Raw genomic sequence first — 19,701 nt, 5'->3', positions numbered from 1 at the left:
GTCCGGCGCGGACCGCACCGTCTCGGACGGTGTGACCGCCGGGAGGCGCGGTGCGGCTCCGGCGCTGACCGCGCCGCCGTGCGCGGTGCCGGTCCGGCGCGGACCGCACCGTCTCAGGCGGTGACCGCGCGCGCCTCGGCGACCAGCGCCTCCAGGACGGTCCGGACCGCGGGGCGGACCGCACGGTCCGGCCGCACGAGCGCCTCGATGCGCCGGCCGGCGCGCACCTCGGCCAGCTCCGCCAGGTGGAAGCGTCCGGCGGCCCGGGTGCGCGAGGTGTACCGCGGTACGAGGGCGACGCCGTGCCCGGCCGCGACGAGGTTCTCGATCACGGGCAGGTGGATCGTGCGGAAGCCGACGTCCGGCGGGGTGTCGGTCGCGCCCGCCGTCGCGGTGAGCACCCGGTCGATCGGGTAGCCCTCGGGCACGCCGATCCAGGGCTCGCCGACGACCTCCTCGATCCGCACGCGCTGCCGTCCGCCGAGCGGGTGGTCGAGCGGCAGGGCGACGTCGAGCGGCTCGCGGAGCAGCGCGATCGTCTCGACCGCACTGTCGTCCGGGCGTCGGGCGCCGTCCGGCCGGTGCCCGATCACGACGTCGTGGTCGGCGGTGAGCGGGGCGAACTCGCCCTCGCTGACGTCGACGTCGGACAGCGCGAGCACGATGCCCGGGTGCTCCCGGACGCGCGTCAGGAGCCCGGGGAGCAGCAGCTCCGCGGCCGAGGGGAACACGGCGAGGTCGACCGTGCCGGTGACGCCCGCGAGGTGCTCCGCCCACGACGCCTCGACGGTCGCGAGGGCCGTCGCGACGCCCGTCGCCATGCCCGCGAGCGCCCGGCCGTGCTCGGTCAGGCGGACCCCGCGGCCGACCCGTTCGACGAGCGGCACGCCCGCCTGCCGCTGCAGCGTCCGGAGCTGCTGCGAGACCGCGCTCGGCGTGCGGTGGGTGGCCGCGGCGACGGCGGTGACGCTGCCCCGCTCGGCGAGTTCCCGGAGGACCGGCAGCAGGGCGATGTCGAAGTCGACCATGCAGGGACCCTACAACGACGCTGTCGATCCGTTCGCTGGTGCTACCGCTTCGGGTGCGGGACGATCGACGGGTGCTCATCCGTGACCGTGTCCTCGCCCTCGTCGTCGCAGTCGCGTGGGGCCTGAACTTCCCGGCCACCGCGATCGCGCTCGACCACTGGCCGCCGTTCCTGCTCGCGGCCGTGCGGTTCACGCTGCTCGCCGTCCCGACGGTGCTGTTCGTCCCGCGGCCGGAGGTGCGGTTCCGGTGGATCGTCCTCGTCGGGTCGACCCTCGGCGTGCTGCAGTTCGCATTCCTGTACCTCGGCATGGCGGCCGGGATGCCCACGGGCCTCGCGTCGCTCGTCATCCAGGCGTCGGCGCCGTTCACGGTCGTGCTCGCCGGTGTCCTGCTCCGCGAGCGCCTGAGCGCCCGGCAGGTCGTCGGCGTCTCGGTCGCCGTCGTCGCCCTCGGGGTCATCGCGGTGCACCGGGCGCAGACCGCGGCGCTGCTGCCCGTGGTGCTCGTGCTGTGCGGCGCGCTGGGCTGGGCGCTCGGCAACGTCGCGACGCGGCGGACCGGTCCGGTCAACCCGCTGCACCTGACGCTGTGGTGGGCGGTCGTCCCGCCGGTGCCGATGCTCGCGCTGTCGCTGCTGGTCGAGGGACCCGAGCGCGTCGGTCGGGCGTTCGGGACGGCCCTGACGCCCGCGGCACTGCCCGCCGACCTCGGGCTGCTCTACATCGTCGTCGCGGGGAGCCTGGTCGGGTACGGCATCTGGTCGCGGCTGATGGGGAAGTACCCCTCGAGCACGGTCGCGCCGTTCTCGATGCTCGTGCCGGTGATCGGCGTGCTCGCATCGTGGGCGGCGTTCGGCGAGGTCCCCGACGTGGTCGAGGTGGTCGCCGGTGCGGTCGTCGTCGTCGCCGTGCTGTGGTCCTCGCGGACCGCGCGGGTGGTGGGCGCGCCCGAGGTCGGGGCCCCGCTGGTGCACGGCGCACCGACGGTGGACCGCCCGGCCGCTCCCCCGGCGGACGGCCCTGCCGCTCCCCCGGCGGACGACCCGGCGGGCGGCCCGGCACCGGTCAGCCCCGGTGCTCCCGCCGCTCGGCGATGATCCCGGCGAGCGCCCCGCGCAGGTCGGGGTGGCGGAACGCGTAGCCCGCCTCGAGCAGGCGGGTCGGCACCACCCACCGGCTCTTCAGCACGAGCTCGGACTCGGTCCGGATCGCGAACGCCCCGAGCTCGAGCATCCACCGCCACGTCGGCAGGCCGAAACGCCGGCCGACCGACTCGCGGATCGTCGCCATCACGGTGCGGTTGTCGGAGGGCTCCGGGCTCGACACGTTCACCGGGCCGGTGACCTCCTCGTGGTCGCGGACGAACCGGACCACACCGACGACGTCGTCGACGTGCACCCAGCTGAACCGCTGCCGCCCGTGCGTGTGCCGGTCGTGGTGGTACGTCCCGGCTCGCAGCCGCCCGGGCGTCGGGAACCACGGACCGTCGAGCTGCGGGCCCCCGAGCCCGGCCTGCGCCAGGCGGAGCAGGGGCACGAGCGCGCTGCCGTCGCCGAAGACGATCGCCATCCGGAGCGCCACCCGACGCGTGCGCGGCAGGTCGGCCCCGAAGAACGCGGCCTCCCACGCCCGGGCGACCGAGACCGAGAAGCCCTCGCCGAGCTCGCCCGTCGCCTCGTCCTGGGGGCGGTCGTCGGCGTGCCGGTAGATCGTCGCCGTCGAGGCGTTCAGCCACAGGGGCGGCGGGTGCTCGGCCGTGCGGATCGCCTCGGCCAGCTCGAGGGTCGTGTCGACGCGCGACCGCAGGATCTCGGCGCGGTTGCGGCGCCCGTACCGGCAGTCGACGCTCTTGCCGGCCATGTTCACGACGACGGCAGCCCCGTCGACGAGCGCACGGATGCGCAGCGTGTTGCCCCACACCGCGTCGCCGGTCCGGCCGACGGTCACGACCTCGTAGCCGTCGTCGACGAGCGCCTGGCGCAGGTGCCGTCCCACGAAGCCGCTCGCCCCCGCGATCACGACCCTCGGTTGCTGCTCGACCACGTGGTACCCCCTCCTGGCGCGGCACCGGCCGCGTCGTCGGGCACGACCGCGTACCGGAACGCGCCCTCGTACCGGTACAGCGTGCCGACCAGCGGTGCCGCCAGCACCAGGGACACGCGCTGCACGTCGGCATCGTCATCGAATCGTTCCACGAGCGTCACACGCGGGGCGACGACGACCGGGAGGCCCCATCCGCGTCCCAGCGCACGGAACGTCACGCGCGTGGAGACGAGGCGCAGGGCGCCCGCGTCCGGCCCGTCCGCGTCGACCTCCGTCCGGAGCAGGGCGCTGACGCGCCCACGGCGACCGAGGTGGTCGACCAGGCCCTCGGGCTCGGCGGTGATGGCGTCCACCATCGTGCGGTCGCCGGCGCGGAAGCGGGAGGTACGGTGCGCGCGGACCGCGGGGCGGGCCTCCCGGCCGTCGGCCGCACCGCGCCGGACGCGGGCCGGACGGTTCTCGACCGTGAAGGGGACGTCCCGCTCCCACACCGGGAACACGACGCCGTCACGCGCGAACAGTGCGAGCAGGGGCCACAGCCATCGGCGGGGCGTGCCGACGACGGCGAAGACGCCCTCGCCGCGGCCGACGTGGCCCGGCGGGACGGCGCCGAAGTAGGTGCGCAGGCGCGGGTGCAGACGGGCCAGCACCTCGGCGGGCCCGCTCAGCTCGTACGGCGACCGGGTCACGTGGCGATCCTGGCACGGCGCCGGGCGTCCACGCGGGCGTCTGCCGTCCTGCCTACGATGGGGCGCATGGGCCACGACCACTCGCACGGGCACGGACACGCGTCGGAACGCGCCCTGCTCGTCGCGTTCTGCATCTCGGCCGGCATCCTGCTCGCCGAGGTCGTGGGGGCGGTCCTGACCGGCTCGCTCGCACTGCTCGTCGACGCCGGGCACATGGTCGTCGACACCGGTGGGCTCGCGATCGGGCTCGTCGCCACACGACTGGCCCGCCGGTCCCCGACCGCGCAGCGCACCTGGGGCTTCCAGCGTGCCGAGGTGCTCGGCGCGACGGCGCAGGCGGCGGTCCTGCTCGCGGTCGGCGTCTTCGTCCTCGTGTCGGCCGTGCAGCGGTTGTTCGTCCCGGCCGAGGTGCACGCCGGTCCCCTCCTGGTGTTCGGTGTCGTCGGGCTCGTCGGGAACCTCGTCGCCTACGCGGTGCTGCTCCGGGCCTCCGGCGAGACCTTCACGTCGCGTGCGGCACGGCTCGAGGTGCTCAACGACACGCTCGGCTCGGTCGCGGTCATCGCCGCCGCCGTCGTGCTCGCGGTCACCGGTTGGGAGCGCGCCGACTCGATCGCGGCGATCCTGATCGGGCTGCTCATCCTGCCGCGGGCGATCCGCCTGCTGCGGGAGACGGCGAACGTGCTGCTCGAGTCGACACCGCCCGGGCTCGACCTCGAGGCGGTGCGGGGGCACATCCTCGAGCTCGACCACGTGATCGAGGTGCACGACCTGCACGCGACGCTCGTGGCGACCGGGGTGCCGAACCTCACGGCGCACGTCGTGGTGGACGACCACTGCTTCTCGACGGCGCACGCCCCGCGGATCCTCGACGACCTGCAGCGGTGCGTGGCGGAGCACTTCGACGTGCCGGTCGAGCACTCGACGTTCCAGCTCGAGCCGGTGTCGCACCGGCGGCACGAGCACGAGGTGCACGCGTAGGTCGCACCTGCACGTGCCGGGCGGTCGCCGCCGTGTCGTGGCGCGGGTGCCGGGTGGGTCAGCAGCCGTCGGTGCGCGTGGGGTAGGCGGTGATCACGCGGTCCGTGGTGGCCGAGACGATGACCTTGACGAACGGGTCGGCATCGGGACGCGAGCCGTCGTCGAACCGGACGGGTGCCGCGTAGCAGACCTTGCCGTCGCCGGCGTCGACCGGGTACCCGGACCGCGGGGACCCGAGGACCGTGCCGACCGCGGTGAGCATGGCGTCGTCCCAGTCGCGGCTGCCGTGGCCCGTGACGACGTCCTGCCAGTCCTCGGTGTGCCGGACGCGGATGTGCTCGTAGCCCTGCCCGGAGTCGCCGCACTGGAGCACGACCTCGCCGAGTGCGGCGGTGTCGTAGCGGGCGACGACCCGGCGGGAGTCGGTGTCGCAGCGGGCGAGGACGGAACCGCCCGGCAGGTCCGGGCCCTCGCGGGTGATCGTGACGGTGCCGTCGGGCGAGCCCTGGCCGGTGCCGGAGCCGGTGCCGCCGCCGCCGGTCCCGCTGGTGGCATCGGGGCCGCTGGTGGTGTCGGGGCCCGCGGCGGTCACCGTGGTCGTGACGGCGGGCTCCCCGCCGCCGAGCACGGGGTCGTCACCGCTGCGCTGGGTGGTGAGTGCGATGCCCGCCGCGACGAGTCCGGCCGCGACGACCGCTGCGACGCCGGTGAGGACGGAGCGCTGTCGGGTGCGGGGCATGCCCCCAGTATGGCGGCGGGGCGGAGGCCGGCGTGCCGCGGGGCCTGCGGCCGGGTCGGGTCGGGTCGGGTTCGCCCGGGGCGGGCCGCCATCCGGGTTCACTCGGCGCGGGCCGCCAGCCGGGTTCACTCGGCGTGTGCCGCCAGTCGGGTGCCGGCGACGAGGGCGAGCGCGACCACGAACACCACGTAGGCGAGGAGCACCGGCAGCGTCGGGACGACGAGCAGGGCAGCACCCACGGCGACGACCGGCACGGTGAGCCCGGCGTAGGCGATGAGGAACGTCGCGGCGAGGACACCACCGCGCTGCTCGGGCCCGACGAGCGAACCGGCGCGGGCGATCGACGCGCGGAAGAGCAGGCCCACCCCGGCACCGGCGACGACCCCGCCGCCGATGAAGCCGGCGACCTGGAGCACCACCGCGGCGACCGCGAGGACGACCAGCCCGACGACGAGCAGCACCAGCCCGAGCCGGACCTGACGGCGCTGCGACAGCTTCGCGAAGACGATCTGCGAGAGCGCGCTCGCGGCGAAGACCCCGAACGTCGTCGCACCCGCGGCGAGCCGGTCCGTGACGTGGAACGTCGTGCCGAGGAACGTCGGCGCCACCGAGGTGAACAGCCCCTGCACGGCCAGTGCGGCGAAGGCGGCGGCACCCGCGGCCCAGAACGTGCCGGCCTGCCCCTCGGGGGCCTGCATGCGCTGCGGGCGGTAGGGCACCGGCTGCTCGGGACGGTCGACGGTCTCGGGCGCGGCCAGGACGAGCACGAACGCGACGGCCAGGGCGACGACGAACACCACGTACGGCACGACGAGCGGCTGCCCGACGAACTCGGCGAGGGCGCCGCCGACGAGGGCGCCGAGCGACAGACCGCCGAGGTTCACCGCGCCGGCCGCGACGCTCGCGCCCCCGGCGGATGCCGACGAGCCGGTCGCCCGGACGCGGAGCTCCGCGAGGTGCGCCGTCGCGGTGGCGGTGAGGAGTCCGACGCCGAGGCCCGTGACGAGTCGTGCGACGACGAGACCGGCGACGTCGTCCCAGACCAGGAAGAGCGCCGCCGCGAGCAGTTCGACGGCCAGCGACAGGAGCACGAGCGGCCGTCGACCGTGCACGTCGCTGAGGTGTCCGGCGAGGAACAGCGACGCGACCACGCCGACGCCGTACGCGGCGAAGACGACCGTGGTCGTGAAGGTCGGGAAGCCGTCCCGCGCCTGGTAGATCACGTACAGCGGAGCCGGCACGGTCGCGAAGGCCATCACCGACAGGAACGCGAACGCGACCGCCCAGAAGCCGAAGCCGTGCCGACGGCGGGTGTGCGCACGGTGACCGCGCGGGGCGGTGACGTGCTGGGCCGCACGCACGACGGGTGCGGTCGGGGCGGACGTGGTGACGGGGCCGGTGGTCGAGGACATGCTCCGATGGTGCCGCCCGCGCGGCATCGAGTCCAACGGATGCACTTGTTGCCCGCCATCGAACTGGTCGATGATGGGGCGATGGAGACCCGGTTGCTCGAACAGTTCGTCGCCGTCGCCGCCGAGGGCAACGTCACGCGTGCGGCCGAGCGGCTGTGGGCGGCGCAGTCGACGGTGTCCGCCGGCATCGCCTCGCTCGAACGGACGCTCGGTGCCCGGTTGTTCGACCGGACCGGGCGCGGGCTCGTGCTCACCGCGACGGGCGAGGACGTGCTCCCCCACGCCCGCGCCGTCCTCGACGGGCTGGACCGGATGCGCGACCTCGCGGTCGTCGACGACGCCGACCTGCGCGGTCGGGTCCGCCTGGGCATCTTCACGAGCATGGACGTCGTCGACCTGACCGGGGTCCTGCGGCGGTTCCGGCAGCGGCACCCGCTCGTGACGGTCGAGCTGATGACGTCACAGTCCGGCACGACCGGGCTCGTGCAGGACCTCGTTGCCGGGCGGCTCGACCTGGCCTACTGCGGCCTGCCGGCGGTCCCGTCGGGGATCCACGTCGAGCCCCTGCGCGAGATGCCGTTCCGGGTCTTCGTCGCACCGGACCACCCGCTCGCCGGGCGCCGCTCGGTGTCGCTCGCGGAGCTGGCGGACGAGCCCTTCGTCGACACCGCGCACGGGTTCGGGAACCGGCTCATCCTCGACGCGGCCCTGGACCGGGCGGGCATCCGGCGCCGGGTCGTCGCCGAGATGAACGACATGCCCGCCGTGGTGCGGTTCGCCTCGGCCGGTCTCGGGGTCGGGGTGGTGCCGGACTCGGGCGTCCGTTACGACGGTGCGGTGCTCGAGCTGGAGGACGACGTCGAACCGCTGCGGATCGGGCTCGCGATGCGGTCGGACACCGAGCCGAACCGGGCGACGCGCACGCTCGCGCGCGACGTCGTCGCGGCCCGGTGCGGCTGACGCGCCACCCAGGGACGTCGGACGATCCGGGCGCGACGGATTTCCGGGGCGTCCGGTCCGGGTCGGGAGGGGCGCGGTCGTCGCGTCCCACCGGCGGACCGGAGGCGCGGGTCGTCGCCGCCACGCGCCTCCCGGGCCGTCAGTCCCCCCAGACCTCCCCGACGACCGCGGGCAGGAGCCCGTTCGTCGGGAAGTTCGACTGGTCCACGGCCAGCCAGGTGTCGCCGCGCACGTAGGTCGTCCGTGCCCAGTCCGTTCCGTACGTCGGGTCGGTCCTGGAAGCGCGGCAGACGCGGGCTCCGTCGGCGTCGTCCTCGCACGTCGGCGACCACCCGTCGAACGTGCCGCGCTCCAGTTCCGCGATCTGCTCCGGTGTACCCGTGCCCATCGTGAGTTCGAGACCGGTGATGTCCGCGCCCGGGTCCCGCCACTGGCAGGAGAGCGTGGGGGGTGCGCCGACCGGGTCGCGGTGCGGAAGGGCGGACACCTTCCCGTCAGCGACGATCGTCGCCAGCGGCACGTCGCCGAAGAATCGGTCGTAGTCCGACGCCGGCACGACCGACCGGCAGTCCGTCGGGATCGTCGCGGTCGTGCTGGCGGCCGTCCGACTCGGTCGCGGGCTCGGTCGGTCCGTGACGGGTGCCGACGTCGGGGTCGTCGCGGACGGGGCCGGCGCGGGGTCCTCGGTCCGGACCGGTGCGGCGACGGGACGGTCCTGCTGGGACAGGGTCAGGGCGACCGCACCGGTCGCGGTGCCGAGCGCCAGCAGCGCCACGACCCCGACCACGATGCCCGGGCGTCCTCGTCGTCGTCTCGGTCGTGGGGCGGCGCCGTCGAGGACGTTCCGCTTCATCGAGACGAGCATGCGCTGCAGGTCGTCGCCCTGGGGAGGTTCAGTGTCCATCGTGCATCACCTCCTTCTTCAGTCGACGTCGGTTGCGGGAGACCCGCTGCGTGATCGCACCGACGGTGAGGCCGAGCAGGTCCGCCGCCTCGGCGTAGGAGTGGCCCTCGAGCAGGCACAGCTCGCAGATGCGGCGGTCGAGGTCGGGGAGCGCGGCGATCTCGGCACGGACCCAGCGGAGCTGTTCCGCCGCCTCGGTGTGGTCGTCGGGCGCCGCGAGGGTCTCGGGCAGCTCGTCCGCCCGGTGTCGGGAGCGCTTGCGGCCCGCGTTGAAGGCGTGGTTGCGGCACACGACGAGCAGCCACGGGAGCACCGTCTCGGCGGGCAGCTCGAGGGTCGACGAGCGCTGCCAGAGCGTCAGGAACGAGTCCTGCACGACCTCCTCGACGTCCTGCCGGTCGTCGACGAGCGCCCACGCGTAGCGGGTGAGCGTCGGGGCGTAGCGGTCGAAGGCCCGTGCGAGCGCCGTCCGGTCGCCCTCGGCCATCGCCCGGACGATCGCGCCGTCCGTCTCCGTGGTCACGTCCACATCACACCCCTCCACTGCAGAGGTGTCGGCGCGACCCGCGATCATGACAGGTCCGAGCCGAGATCGTGACCTCGGGCGTGGCGCGGTGGACGGACCGGCGGGTCAGCGGGCCGGCAGTGCAGCGGGTGAGCGGGCCGGCCGTTCAGCGGGCCGTGCCCGGCAGGTGCGGCCGCCGCGGGTCAGTGGTGGTCGTCGCCCTCGGTGCGTTCGGTGGGCGTCTTGTGTCCGCCGAGCATGTCGTTGTCGTCCTGGTCGCTCGACGACGCGAGCTGCAGCATCGCGAGGACGACCACGACGACGATGAAGGCGACACCGAGGAAGACGAGGCTGAGCTCGAACTCACGGGTCGAGAACAGCACGACCAACCCGACGAACACCGCGACGACGGCGGAGATCACGAGCAGTTCGGCGGGGCGCAGACGATCGCGGCGGCTGGGGGTGGTCATGCGTGTGGTGCTCCGTCCGGGGCAGCGGCGGGCGAGGCCGTGCCCCACTTGTGCGAGAGGCCGGCGATCACGTGGAAGACCGCCGCGATGGCGAAGTAGGCGCCGAGCAGGCCGACGAGGACGACGGGCGCGTCGAGGGTGCCGGACACCTTCTCGATGCCGCCGAGCTGCTGCGAGTAGTCGGGCGGGGTCAGCAGGAACGCGACCGCGAGCAGCAGCGTCAGGCCACCGATCGTCGTCCAGTCCCGCGAGAAGGGCGACCGACCCCGGGCACGCAGCCCCTGGGTGAGTTCGAGTGCCCCGGTCAGCACGGCCCACGCCACGATCACCGCGATGAAGGCCGGCAGTCCGAGGCCGCTCGTCGCGAACGCCGCGACGCCGGCGACGACCGACACGGCCGCCTGGACCAGGGTCGTCCGGCGCGACCGGGTGTCGTCCACCATCCGCTGGAGCCCGGCGAAGCCGAGGACCAGCCCGTCGACCAGCGCGACCACCCCGAACAGCACGAGGCCGTAGCCGGCTGCGTGGTTGGACGAGAAGGTGATGACGAGGGCCATGACCGCGGCTGGGACGGCCCGGAGGACGGGGATCGGCCAGTACCGCGCGCGCTGGCCGGCGTCGTCCAGGGAGTCGGACACGAGACCTCTTTCGGGCATGCGGGTGGTGGGTCGATCCTACCGCCGGCCCCGCTCCGAGCAGACCGGGCGGGGAGCCCCGAGCCTGAGCGGGCTCGAGGTCGCCGTTGCACGGGGCCGCCGGGGGGCTCGGGGCGCGTCCGCTCCGAGCCTCCCGCGGCACGACGACGCCGCCGGTCAGGGAGCGCCGGTCTCCGACACCGCGTCCGCCGTACTCGGACGTCGCCGACGCGCCGCCCACCACACCCCGCCGCCGGTCAGGACACCGACCCCCGCGAGGACGCCCAGGGCGCCGAGGCCGTCCGCGCCCGTGTACGCCAGTGCGCCGCCACGTCCCGTCGACGGGGAGCCGGCCGCCGCTGGTCCCGGGGTGTGCCCGGCTCCGCCCGGTGCCGCCGGGGTGGGCGACGCCGTCTGCCCGGGTCCGCCGCCGTCACCGTCGCCGTCACCGCCCTGTTCGACCCCGATCGGGACCGCCGGCGAGGGGTCCCCGCCGTCGGGGTCGGTCGCCGAGGACGCGGTCGCCACGTTCACGACGTCGGAGCCGTCGCCGCGGTAGTCCTCGTCGAGGACCGCCCGGACGACGAAGTCCCGCCGTCCGCCCGGGGCGAGGTCGTCCGTCGACCGACAGGTCACGAGCTGCCCCGATGCCGTGCAGTCGTCGTCCGAGCCGCTGAACCGCATCGCGGCGGGCAGCTCGTCCGTGGCGCCCACGTCCTCCGCGGTCCCGGGGCCGTCGTTGCGCACCGTGATCCGGTAGGCCACCTCGTCACCCGGGTGGACCCCCGTGGCCGGGCTGACCGACTTCTCGGTCGCGACCTGGGCCTCCGCGACCGGCTCGGGCCCGCCCGTGTCGTCCCGGTCGACCTCGGTGGACACGGTCGAGACGTCGTCGTCCTCGTAGGTGTCCTGGAGACCGCTCGCCGGGGCGATCGTCGCCGTGCTGGTGAGTCGTCCCTGCGCCTCCGCGGGCACGGTGCCGGTGACCGTCACCGTCGCCCCGGCTGCGTGCGGCAGGTCCAGGTCGACGGCCACGTCACCGGTGCCGCTCGCCGCACCGCACGCACCGCCGTCCTCGCCCCGGCAGGTCCACGACACGTCGGTGAGCTCGTCGGGGACGTCGACCGTGAGCGGGCTCGGGTCGGAGTGGCTCAGGGCGGCGTTGTGCGCGGTCACGTCGTACGACACGCGCTCGCCCGGTGTGACGGTCGGCTGGAGCGCCTGGTCGACCGACAGGTCCACGGGTACCCGCACGCGCAGTTCGTCGACCTCGTGCACGTCGACGAACGTGCCGGTGGACGCGGCGAACCCGAGTCGGAGCGTCGACGGCAGCGGGGCCTGGCCGTCACCGTGCAGCGGTACCCGGTCGAGCACGGTGCGGAGCGCGCCGCCCGGGATCTCGACACGGACCGTCAGCGCGAGGTGTCCCGCACCGTCGGGCAGGAGCGTCACGCGGACCGTCCGGGGCGTGGCTCCCTCGGTGGCGGTGCCGAACGGCGCGGCGGCACCGGCGACGTAGCGGTAGCCGGTGGTCCCGTTCCCCGAACCGCGGACCACGACCGCGTCCGGGGCGGCACCGGGCCCGGAGCCGTTCAGCGGCAGCGAGAAGTTGCCGTAGCGGTCGATCGCCACGGCGGCGAACCCGCCCGGCAGGCCCGGCTCGGTGCAGGGGGACTCCGCGCCCTCCGCCGAGGAGTCCTTGCAGGCGTAGCCGAGCGCGGCCCCGGTCGCCCCGACACCCTGCGGTGCCGCGCCGTCGGCGAGGAACAGCAGCAGGCCGTCCGCGCCGACGGTGGGGCCGTCGTGGTGCATGGCGTAGTCGAACTCGATGTCGAGCCCCAGGTCGGACGCGAAGGTGTCGTCGGTCGACCACGCGCCCGCCTGGCTGGGTACGGCGTCGGTCAGCCGGAGCCGCCCGCCGACGACCTGGGCGTCCCCGGACAGCGTGCCGCCGGCCGCGGTGGAGAAGTCGTCGGTGTACGGGAACGCGAGCGAACCGGCCGAGGACGACGACGCGAGGAACGCGGGGGCGAGCAGGAGTCCGAGCGCGGTCGCGAGACCGACACCGGACAGGACCGGGCGACGACGTCTCAGCCGAGCGGCGGTCGGGGGACGGCGTCCGGGGCGGGACGGGGACGAGGTCGATGGGACGCCGGGGCTGGAGATGTGTGGCTTCATGCCCCGATCGTCGCGACCGGCGCGGCCCCGTCACGGGCCCGGTGGCGCACCTGTGGAGGACCCGACCCGCCACCGCCCGTGTGGAGGAAGGAGCGAGGAACGAGCGCCGAGGGATCAGCCCAACCAGACCGTCGTCTCGCCCGGCAGCATCCCGTCCCCGGCGTCGAGCGGCCCCGACGCCAGCACCACGGTCCCCTCGGGCAGGCGCACCGGCTCCGTCCCGAAGTTCGTCACCGAGCGCCAGCCGTCGTGCCGCGCGAACGCCACGACGTCGGCGCCGGCCTCGACCCACGCGAGGTCCTCGCCCTCCTGCAGACGCCGACGGGCCGCGGTCGCCGCGCGGTACATCGACAGCGTCGAGTCCGGGTCACCGTCCTCCGCCTCGACCGAGGACGCACCGAAGTCCGCCGGCTGCGGCAGCTGGGGTGCGACGTCGCCGAAGCCGAACGACGGTCCGGAGCGGGTCCACGGGATCGGGACACGGCAGCCGTCCCGCCCCTTGACCGTGTGCCCGGTGCGGAGCCACTTCGGGTCCTGCAGCAGGTCGTGCGGGATGGCCGGCGCCTCGTGCAGGCCGAGCTCCTCGCCCTGGTACACGTACGACGAGCCGGGGAGCGCGAGGACGAGGAGCGTGGCCGCCCGGGCCCGCCGCAGCCCCCGGTCGCGGTCGAGCGGCGGCTCGGTGCCGTCCGTCATCAGCCAGGCATCGGTGTCGGTGCCGTCGGGCAGGCCGTACCGGGTGGCGTGCCGGACGACGTCGTGGTTCGACAGCACCCACGTGCTCGACGCCCCCGACTCGGCCGACGCCGACAGGTTCTGCTCGATGAGCGACCGGAACGACGCGGCGTCGAACGGCGACTCGAGCAGGTCGAAGTTGAAGGCCTGGCCGAGCTCGGTCGGCCGGGCGTACAGGACCCTTCGGGGTGCCGGTGCCCACGCCTCGGCCACGGCGGCACGCGGCGGGTCGTACTCGTCGAGCACCGTGCGCCACCCGGCGAAGATCTCGTGCACCTCGTCGCGGTCGTACAGCGGGTCGGAGCCGTCGAGCGGCAGGTGGTCCTCGTCGGACGGCCGGTACGGCGTGGACAGGTCCTTCGCGAGCCCGTGCGCCACGTCGACCCGGAAGCCGTCGACACCGCGGTCCGACCAGAAGCGCAGCGTCGTCTCGAAGTCGGCCCGCACCTCGGGGTTCGACCAGTCCAGGTCGGGCTGCTCGGGCGCGAACAGGTGCAGGTACCACTGGCCGTCCGGCACGCGGGTCCAGGCGCTGCCGCCGAAGTTCGACACCCAGTCGCTCGGCGGGAGCTCCCCCGACTCGCCCGCACCCTCGCGGAAGACGTAGCGCGCCCGCTCCGGCGACCCGGGCGCGGCGGCGAGCGCGGCCCGGAACCACTCGTGCTGGTCGGACGTGTGGTTCGGCACGATGTCGACGATCACCCGGACGTCGTGCTCGTGCGCGGCCCGGACGAGCGCGTCGGCGTCGGCGAGCGTCCCGAGGCGGGGGTCGACGTCGCGGTAGTCGGCGACGTCGTAGCCGCCGTCGGCCAGCGGCGACGGGAAGAACGGGGACAGCCAGATCGCGTCGACCCCGAGCGCCGCCAGGTACGGCACGCGGCTCGTGACCCCGGCGAGGTCGCCCAGGCCGTCGGCGTCGGAGTCCGCGAAGCTGCGCGGGTACACCTGGTAGACGACGGCCTGCCGCCACCAGTCCGGGTCGGTGGTGCGGGGGCTGCTGGCGGGCGTCCGAAGCGTGCTCACCCGGTCAACCTACCGACGCGTCCACCGACGGGGAACAGGGTCCGCGGACGCGGGTCGGGAACACGGACGCCGCCGCGTGCGTTGTCGCGCGGGACACCACAGACGTGACCACCCGGTCACCGAGCGAAGGGATTCCCATGACGAAGGTCCTGGTCCTCGTCGGCAGCCTCCGCGCCGGCTCCATCAACCGCAAGCTCGCCGAGGCGGCCGACCAGCACGCCCCGGACGGCATCGAGCTCACCACGTTCGACGGCATCGTCGACCTGCCGTTCTACAACGAGGACATCGACGGCGACACCCCGCCCGCGGCCGCCGTCGCGTTCCGGGACGCGGTCGCCGCGTCCGACGCCGTGCTGCTCGTGACGCCCGAGTACAACGGCACGATCCCGGCCGTGCTGAAGAACGCCCTCGACTGGGGCTCGCGTCCGTTCGGCGCCTCGCCGCTGTCCGGCAAGCCCCTCGCCGTCATCGGCTCGGCCTTCGGCCAGTACGGCGGCGTCTGGGCGCACGACGACGCCCGCAAGGTCGCCGGGATCGCCGGCGCCCGCGTCCTCGAGGACGTCGCGGTCGCGATCCCGCAGTCGGTCGTCCGGTTCGCAGAGACCCACCCGCGTGAGGACGCCGAGGTCGTCGAGCAGGTCCAGGGCGCGCTGCGCGCGCTCGCCGACGCGGCCGCGGAGCCGGCGGCGGCCTGACCCGCGGGTCGCGCCACCGGTCGCGACGCGACCACGTGACGGACGGGAGGCGCGGTGCCGGCGGGTGCCGCGCCTCCCGTCCGTCGTCCGCGCGCGCGGAGCCGCGGACCGCGGATCACTCCGCGGACCGCGGATCACTAGACGGACGAGATACCAGGCGGGTTACCCTGTGCAGGTGTCGACGCAGGAGATCACCGAGGCGTCGGGGTACTGGTTCCCCGACGACGACGCCACCCGCCGCGGCGTCGCCGTGCTGAACGCCCTGCGCCGGTACCGCGCGGCCGAGACCGCGATGCGTCGGCGCACGCGCGACTCGATGGGCATGGGCGAGACCGACCTGCTCGCGGTGCGCTACCTGCTGCAGGCCCAGCGGGCGGACCGCATCGTGAAGCCGAAGGACCTGTCCGCCTACCTGAAGATCTCGTCGGCCTCGACGACGATCCTCATCGACCGCCTCGTGCGGTCCGGGCACGTCCGCCGTGACCCGCACCCCACCGACCGCCGGGCCCTCGTGATCACGCCGACCACCGAGACCGACGACGAGGTCCGGGCCACCCTCGGGGTCATGCACCGCCGCATGATGTCGATCGCCGAGGGCATGTCGGCCGACGAGGCACGGGCCGTCGCGACCTTCCTCGAGCGGATGCGCGGCGCCGTCGACCAGGTCGACCCCGCACCCGCGCACTGACACCGGCCCGCGCCCGCCCGGCGAGTGGTGCACGGCGGCGGCACGGGGGACGCCGACTCCACGTGCTCTGGGAACGTCGACGACCGGACCGCGTAGACCGGAAGGGTCACCGATCCGGAAGGAGCCGATCATGCACGCATCGGACAAGCTCGCTGCAAACCTCCAGAAGGTCCTCGTCGACCTGATCGACCTGCACCTGCAGGGCAAGCAGGCCCACTGGAACATCCTCGGGACCAACTTCCGCGACCTCCACCTGCAGCTCGACGAGATCGTCGACGCCGCCCGTGAGTTCGCCGACGACACCGCCGAGCGCATGCGTGCGCTCTACGCCGTGCCGGACGGCCGCGCCGCGACCGTCGCGCAGTCGACCCACCTCGACGCGTTCCCCGAGGGCGAGGTCGCCACGCACGACGCCATCGACCTCGTGACGCTCCGCCTGTACCAGGCCACCGGCACCATGCGCGACGTGCACGACGAGGTCGACGAGGAGGACCCGACGACCGCGGACCTGCTCCACGGCTTCATCGAGCGCCTCGAGCAGCTCGCCTGGATGGTCTCCGCCGAGAACCGCTCCCCGCGCACGCCGCTCGCCGCCGCGACGAGCCCGGCGACCGCCGAAGCCTCCACCGCCTCCTGACCGTGGACCTCGGGATCCAGGGCAGGACCGCCCTGGTCTTCGGGGGCGACTCCGGCATCGGCTGGAACACGGCTCGCATCCTCCTCGCGGAGGGTGCGACCGTGGTCGTCTCCGACCTCGACCAGAGCCGTCTCGACACCAGTGCCGACCAGCTCGAGGCCCCGCCCGGCAAGCTCTTCGCCTTCGCTGCCGACGTCACCGACGCCGCGAGCCTCGCGACCCTGCACGACCGGGTCCGCGATTCCGTCGGCGAGATCGACATCCTCGTGCAGTCGTCCGGCATCACCGGCGCGCAGGGCATGTTCCACGAGATCGACGAGCAGGGCTGGCTCGACACCATCGACGTCGACCTGATGGGCCCGGTGCGGATCACGCACGAGTTCATCGGGGACCTGCGGAACGGCGGCTGGGGACGCATCGTGTACCTCGTGTCCGAGGACGCCTCGCAGCCCTACGACGACGAACTGCCCTACTGCGCCGCCAAGGCCGGTGTGCTGTCGTTCGCCAAGGGCCTCTCGCGCTCGTACGCGTCCGAGGGGTTGCTCGTGAACACCGTCAGCCCCGCCTTCATCCACACGCCGATGACCGACGCGATGATGAAGAAGCGCGCGGAGCAGCAGGGGACCACCGTCGACGAGGCCATCACGAGCTTCCTCGACGAGGAGCGCCCGTACATGGAGCTCGGCCGTCGCGGCGAGCCCGAGGAGGTCGCGAACGTCGTCGCCTTCCTGTGCTCCGACCTCGCGAGCTTCGTCAACGGGTCGAACTACCGGGTCGACTCCGGCTCGGTCGCCACCATCTAGTCCACCCTCACGCCTGGGAGCACCATGACCGACTTCCGCTACCTGATCGTCGGCGGCGGGATGGTCGCCGACGCCGCCGCCCGCGGCATCCGCGAACTCGACACCGACGGCTCGATCGGGGTCCTCAGCGAGGACGTCGACCCGCCCTACGCCCGCCCCGCCCTGTCCAAGAAGCTGTGGACCGACCCGGACTTCAGCTGGGACGAGAAGGTCGACCTGCACACCGAGGAGACCGGCGCGACGCTCCTGCTCGGCTCGCGGGTGACCGGGATCGACCGCGCCGCGAAGACCGTGACGACCGCCGACGGCGCGACGCACGGCTACGAGCGGCTCCTCCTCGCCACGGGCGGCAAGCCGCGCAGCCTGCCCGGCCTCGCCCCGTCCGACCGCGTCCTCGACTACCGGAGCGCCGCCGACTACCGGAAGCTCCGGGAGTTCGCGGACGCCGGCGCGCACGTCGCGGTCGTCGGCGGCGGGTACATCGGCACCGAGGTCGCGGCCGGCATCGTGCAGAACGGTGCCCGCGTCACGCTCGTCGACCCGGACGAGGTCGTCGGTGCCCGCATGTTCCCCGAGGGGCTCGCACGCGCGTTCCAGCAGCGCTTCATCGACCACGGCGTCGAGCTCCGGCTCGGTCGTCGCGTCGACGAGGGCTCCGAGACGGCGACCGGGGTGACGCTCACGCTCGACGACGGCTCGACCCTCGAGGCCGACGCGGTCGTGGTCGGGCTCGGCATCGAGCCGCAGACGCAGCTCGCCGCCGATGCCGGCCTGACGGTGCACGACGGCATCGTCGTGTCCTCGACCCTGGTCACGGACGACGAGTCGGTGTTCGCCGCGGGCGACGTCGCGGAGTACCCGGACCGCATCCTCGGCACGCGCCGCGTCGAGCACGTCGACAACGCGCAGCAGCAGGGTCGGCAGGCCGGCCGGAACCTCGCGGACGCCGACGAGACCTACGACCACACGCCGATGTTCTACTCGGACGTCTTCGACGCCGGGTACGAGGCGGTGGGCCAGGTCTCGACCGCGCTGCACACCGTCGAGGACTGGCAGGAGCCGAACGTCACGGGCGTCGTCTACTACCTGGACGACGACGACACCGTCCGCGGCGTGCTGCTCTGGAACGTCTGGGACAAGACGGACGAGGCCCGCAAGGTCCTCGCCGAGGCGAGCGCGCTCACGCGCGACGCGCTGCCGGGACGCATCACCCCGTAGCGGCGCGCGGTGCCGCCACGTGCCGTGGTGGTGACCGCCGGGAGGCCCGGTGCCGGTCCGTGGGACCGGCACCGGGCCTCCCGTGCGTGCGTCCACGGCCGTGGGCGGCACCGCCGGCCGGGTCACGTCGCGGACGTGGCCCGGCCCTTGGACCGGAACGGTGGCGGGCCGTCAGGAGCGGTCGCGGACCTCCGGCGCGACCTCGTCGACGACCTCGCGGCGGTCCGACGGGTCCACCGGGATACCGTCGCCGTCGGCCATCGCGACCGCGTGCGCGGACTTGGCCTCCTCGAGGGCCTCGTCGTCGCCGCGCGCCATGCCGAACAGCTCGCGGAACCGTGACTTCAACACGAGCCAGGCGTCCGCCGCCCCGAGCCGCGCCAGGTCCGACGAGGTCGTGTGGTCGCGGACCCGCTGCAGCGACCCGACCCCGCGGTCGGCGATGCGGCCGTCGACGTGCGCGACCGCGAGCCGGGCGACCGCGTCGGCCTGCGCGTGCATGACCGAGTGCGCGCCGTCGACGACCTCGCGGAGGACCGCGTGCGGGAAGACCCGCGCGAGCGACCGCACCCAGTCGCGCGGCACCATCGCGTCGTGCTCGCCGCGGACGATCAGCGTCCGGGCGCGGACGTCGGCTGCGCGCTCCTCGATCGGGAACGCGATCATGCGCGGCAGGACCCGGCGGAACCAGTGCCAGCCGCAGAGGGCGTAGGCCGTCACGGCGTGCCAGCGGACCGCCGCCGGCTCGTGCAGCGCGGAGCGCAGGAAGCGGAACGCCGACTGCCGGATGGTGCGCGCCGACCGGTCGACGACCGGGCTGATCAGGACGAGGTCGCTGAGACCGGGGTTGCGGGCGGCGACCTCGGTGACGACCTGCGTGCCCATCGAGTGCCCGACGAGCACCGGGTCCTCGAGTCGCAGCTCGCGCAGGACCTGCTCGACGGCGTCGGCGTACCGCTCGATCGACACTCCGCCGCGGAAGCGCGGGACGCCCGCGAAGCCGGGCAGGTCGAGCGCGTGCACGGGGCCGTGCTCGTTGAGGTGTGGGGCGAGCCGCTCGTAGTAGGTCGACGCGATGCCGAGGCCGGCGACGAGCACGAAGGCCCGGTCGCCGGGTGCGCCGATCGAGCTCACCCGGACGTAGGTGCCGTCGACGGCGATGCGGTCGACGCGGACCGTGACGTCGGCGTCCTCGGCGTCGGAGAGCTCACCGGCGGGGTCGGGGGCCGGCGGGGCTTGGGGTGCCGGCGCGGCGCTCGCCGCGGGGGCGTCGGGTGCCGGCGCGGCGGGTCGTGCTGCGTCCGGGTGGTCCTCGTCGTGCACGTCGGCCTCCTGTGGTGCTGGCGACCGCCCACGAT

General features: G+C 74.3%; 20 protein-coding genes. 8 read left to right on the top strand and 12 right to left on the bottom strand.

Features of this window, described 5'->3' with window-relative positions:
- Positions 1-113 precede the first annotated feature (113 nt).
- Positions 114-1,028 carry a LysR family transcriptional regulator gene (locus QOL15_RS02385; RefSeq protein WP_071249093.1) on the bottom strand — a complete coding sequence of 305 codons (915 nt, stop codon included), beginning with the start codon at positions 1,026-1,028 and terminating at the stop codon, positions 114-116.
- Between the two features lie 71 nt (positions 1,029-1,099).
- On the opposite strand from QOL15_RS02385, the gene QOL15_RS02380 reads away from it, so the two are divergent.
- Positions 1,100-2,125 (top strand): EamA family transporter, encoded by a 1,026-nt coding sequence (locus QOL15_RS02380; RefSeq protein WP_071249094.1) that lies wholly within the window; start codon positions 1,100-1,102, stop codon positions 2,123-2,125.
- Here QOL15_RS02380 and QOL15_RS02375 read toward each other — a convergent pair.
- Together QOL15_RS02375 and QOL15_RS02370 are read right to left on the bottom strand one after the other, a co-directional pair.
- Complete coding sequence (locus QOL15_RS02375; RefSeq protein ID WP_071249095.1) at positions 2,094-3,071, bottom strand: epimerase; 978 nt, start codon at positions 3,069-3,071, stop codon at positions 2,094-2,096. The two genes, QOL15_RS02380 and QOL15_RS02375, sit on opposite strands and share 32 nt — an antisense overlap.
- On the bottom strand, positions 3,044-3,760 hold the full coding sequence (locus tag QOL15_RS02370; RefSeq protein WP_071249098.1) for a DUF4166 domain-containing protein: 717 nt from the start codon (positions 3,758-3,760) through the stop codon (positions 3,044-3,046). The genes QOL15_RS02375 and QOL15_RS02370 overlap by 28 nt, the downstream gene beginning before the upstream one ends.
- A 66-nt stretch (positions 3,761-3,826) precedes the next feature.
- Between QOL15_RS02370 and QOL15_RS02365 the strand changes: the two genes are divergently transcribed.
- On the top strand, positions 3,827-4,741 hold the full coding sequence (locus tag QOL15_RS02365) for a cation diffusion facilitator family transporter (protein WP_065964656.1): 915 nt from the start codon (positions 3,827-3,829) through the stop codon (positions 4,739-4,741).
- Positions 4,742-4,799: 58 nt separating this feature from the next.
- Here QOL15_RS02365 and QOL15_RS02360 read toward each other — a convergent pair whose 3' ends face one another.
- On the bottom strand, positions 4,800-5,480 hold the full coding sequence (locus QOL15_RS02360; protein ID WP_071249100.1) for a hypothetical protein: 681 nt from the start codon (positions 5,478-5,480) through the stop codon (positions 4,800-4,802).
- Between the two features lie 125 nt (positions 5,481-5,605).
- Entirely contained in the window at positions 5,606-6,892 is a 1,287-nt protein-coding gene (locus QOL15_RS02355) for an MFS transporter (RefSeq protein ID WP_083394100.1), read from the bottom strand.
- A gap of 48 nt (positions 6,893-6,940) precedes the next feature.
- Here QOL15_RS02355 and QOL15_RS02350 point away from each other — a divergent pair, with 48 nt between their 5' ends.
- Positions 6,941-7,852 carry a LysR family transcriptional regulator gene (locus tag QOL15_RS02350; RefSeq protein WP_217641015.1) on the top strand — a complete coding sequence of 304 codons (912 nt, stop codon included), beginning with the start codon at positions 6,941-6,943 and terminating at the stop codon, positions 7,850-7,852.
- Positions 7,853-7,991: 139 nt separating this feature from the next.
- Here QOL15_RS02350 and QOL15_RS02345 read toward each other — a convergent pair whose 3' ends face one another.
- The 6 genes from QOL15_RS02345 to QOL15_RS02320 form a co-directional block, all read right to left on the bottom strand.
- The gene (locus QOL15_RS02345) at positions 7,992-8,756 is read right to left on the bottom strand and encodes a hypothetical protein (protein ID WP_139197573.1); all 765 of its coding nucleotides are present in this window, start codon (positions 8,754-8,756) and stop codon (positions 7,992-7,994) included.
- Positions 8,746-9,279: an RNA polymerase sigma factor gene (locus QOL15_RS02340; protein WP_254780214.1), complete on the bottom strand. Its 534-nt coding sequence runs from the start codon at positions 9,277-9,279 to the stop codon at positions 8,746-8,748. The genes QOL15_RS02345 and QOL15_RS02340 overlap by 11 nt, the downstream gene beginning before the upstream one ends.
- A 185-nt stretch (positions 9,280-9,464) precedes the next feature.
- Positions 9,465-9,731: a hypothetical protein gene (locus QOL15_RS02335; protein ID WP_065963824.1), complete on the bottom strand. Its 267-nt coding sequence runs from the start codon at positions 9,729-9,731 to the stop codon at positions 9,465-9,467.
- Positions 9,728-10,369, bottom strand: a complete 642-nt coding sequence (locus QOL15_RS02330; RefSeq protein WP_083394102.1) for a DUF308 domain-containing protein — start codon at positions 10,367-10,369, stop codon at positions 9,728-9,730. The genes QOL15_RS02335 and QOL15_RS02330 overlap by 4 nt, the downstream gene beginning before the upstream one ends.
- Positions 10,370-10,543: 174 nt before the next feature.
- Positions 10,544-12,544, bottom strand: coding sequence for a DUF11 domain-containing protein (locus QOL15_RS02325; RefSeq protein ID WP_071249110.1), 2,001 nt, complete (start codon positions 12,542-12,544; stop codon positions 10,544-10,546).
- A 114-nt stretch (positions 12,545-12,658) separates the two neighbouring features.
- On the bottom strand, positions 12,659-14,302 hold the full coding sequence (locus QOL15_RS02320) for a glycoside hydrolase family 13 protein (protein ID WP_071249112.1): 1,644 nt from the start codon (positions 14,300-14,302) through the stop codon (positions 12,659-12,661).
- A 137-nt stretch (positions 14,303-14,439) separates the two neighbouring features.
- On the opposite strand from QOL15_RS02320, the gene QOL15_RS02315 reads away from it, so the two are divergent.
- From QOL15_RS02315 to QOL15_RS02295, 5 genes are all read left to right on the top strand, one after another.
- Positions 14,440-14,997 (top strand): NADPH-dependent FMN reductase, encoded by a 558-nt coding sequence (locus tag QOL15_RS02315; RefSeq protein WP_071249115.1) that lies wholly within the window; start codon positions 14,440-14,442, stop codon positions 14,995-14,997.
- Positions 14,998-15,172: 175 nt separating this feature from the next.
- Complete coding sequence (locus QOL15_RS02310; RefSeq protein WP_083230340.1) at positions 15,173-15,685, top strand: MarR family transcriptional regulator; 513 nt, start codon at positions 15,173-15,175, stop codon at positions 15,683-15,685.
- A 130-nt stretch (positions 15,686-15,815) separates the two neighbouring features.
- Positions 15,816-16,322, top strand: coding sequence for a Dps family protein (locus QOL15_RS02305; RefSeq protein ID WP_065963833.1), 507 nt, complete (start codon positions 15,816-15,818; stop codon positions 16,320-16,322).
- 2 nt (positions 16,323-16,324) lie between these two features.
- Entirely contained in the window at positions 16,325-17,125 is an 801-nt protein-coding gene (locus QOL15_RS02300; RefSeq protein ID WP_071249117.1) for an SDR family NAD(P)-dependent oxidoreductase, read from the top strand.
- 24 nt (positions 17,126-17,149) lie between these two features.
- Positions 17,150-18,343 (top strand): NAD(P)/FAD-dependent oxidoreductase, encoded by a 1,194-nt coding sequence (locus QOL15_RS02295; RefSeq protein ID WP_071249119.1) that lies wholly within the window; start codon positions 17,150-17,152, stop codon positions 18,341-18,343.
- A gap of 171 nt (positions 18,344-18,514) precedes the next feature.
- Here QOL15_RS02295 and QOL15_RS02290 read toward each other — a convergent pair whose 3' ends face one another.
- Positions 18,515-19,666: an alpha/beta fold hydrolase gene (locus tag QOL15_RS02290; RefSeq protein ID WP_071249121.1), complete on the bottom strand. Its 1,152-nt coding sequence runs from the start codon at positions 19,664-19,666 to the stop codon at positions 18,515-18,517.
- Between the last annotated feature and the right edge of the window lie 35 nt (positions 19,667-19,701).

This window comes from Curtobacterium sp. MCBA15_012, assembly GCF_001864935.2.
Taxonomy (GTDB): domain Bacteria; phylum Actinomycetota; class Actinomycetes; order Actinomycetales; family Microbacteriaceae; genus Curtobacterium.
This window is presented reverse-complemented; position numbering and strand designations above follow the sequence as displayed.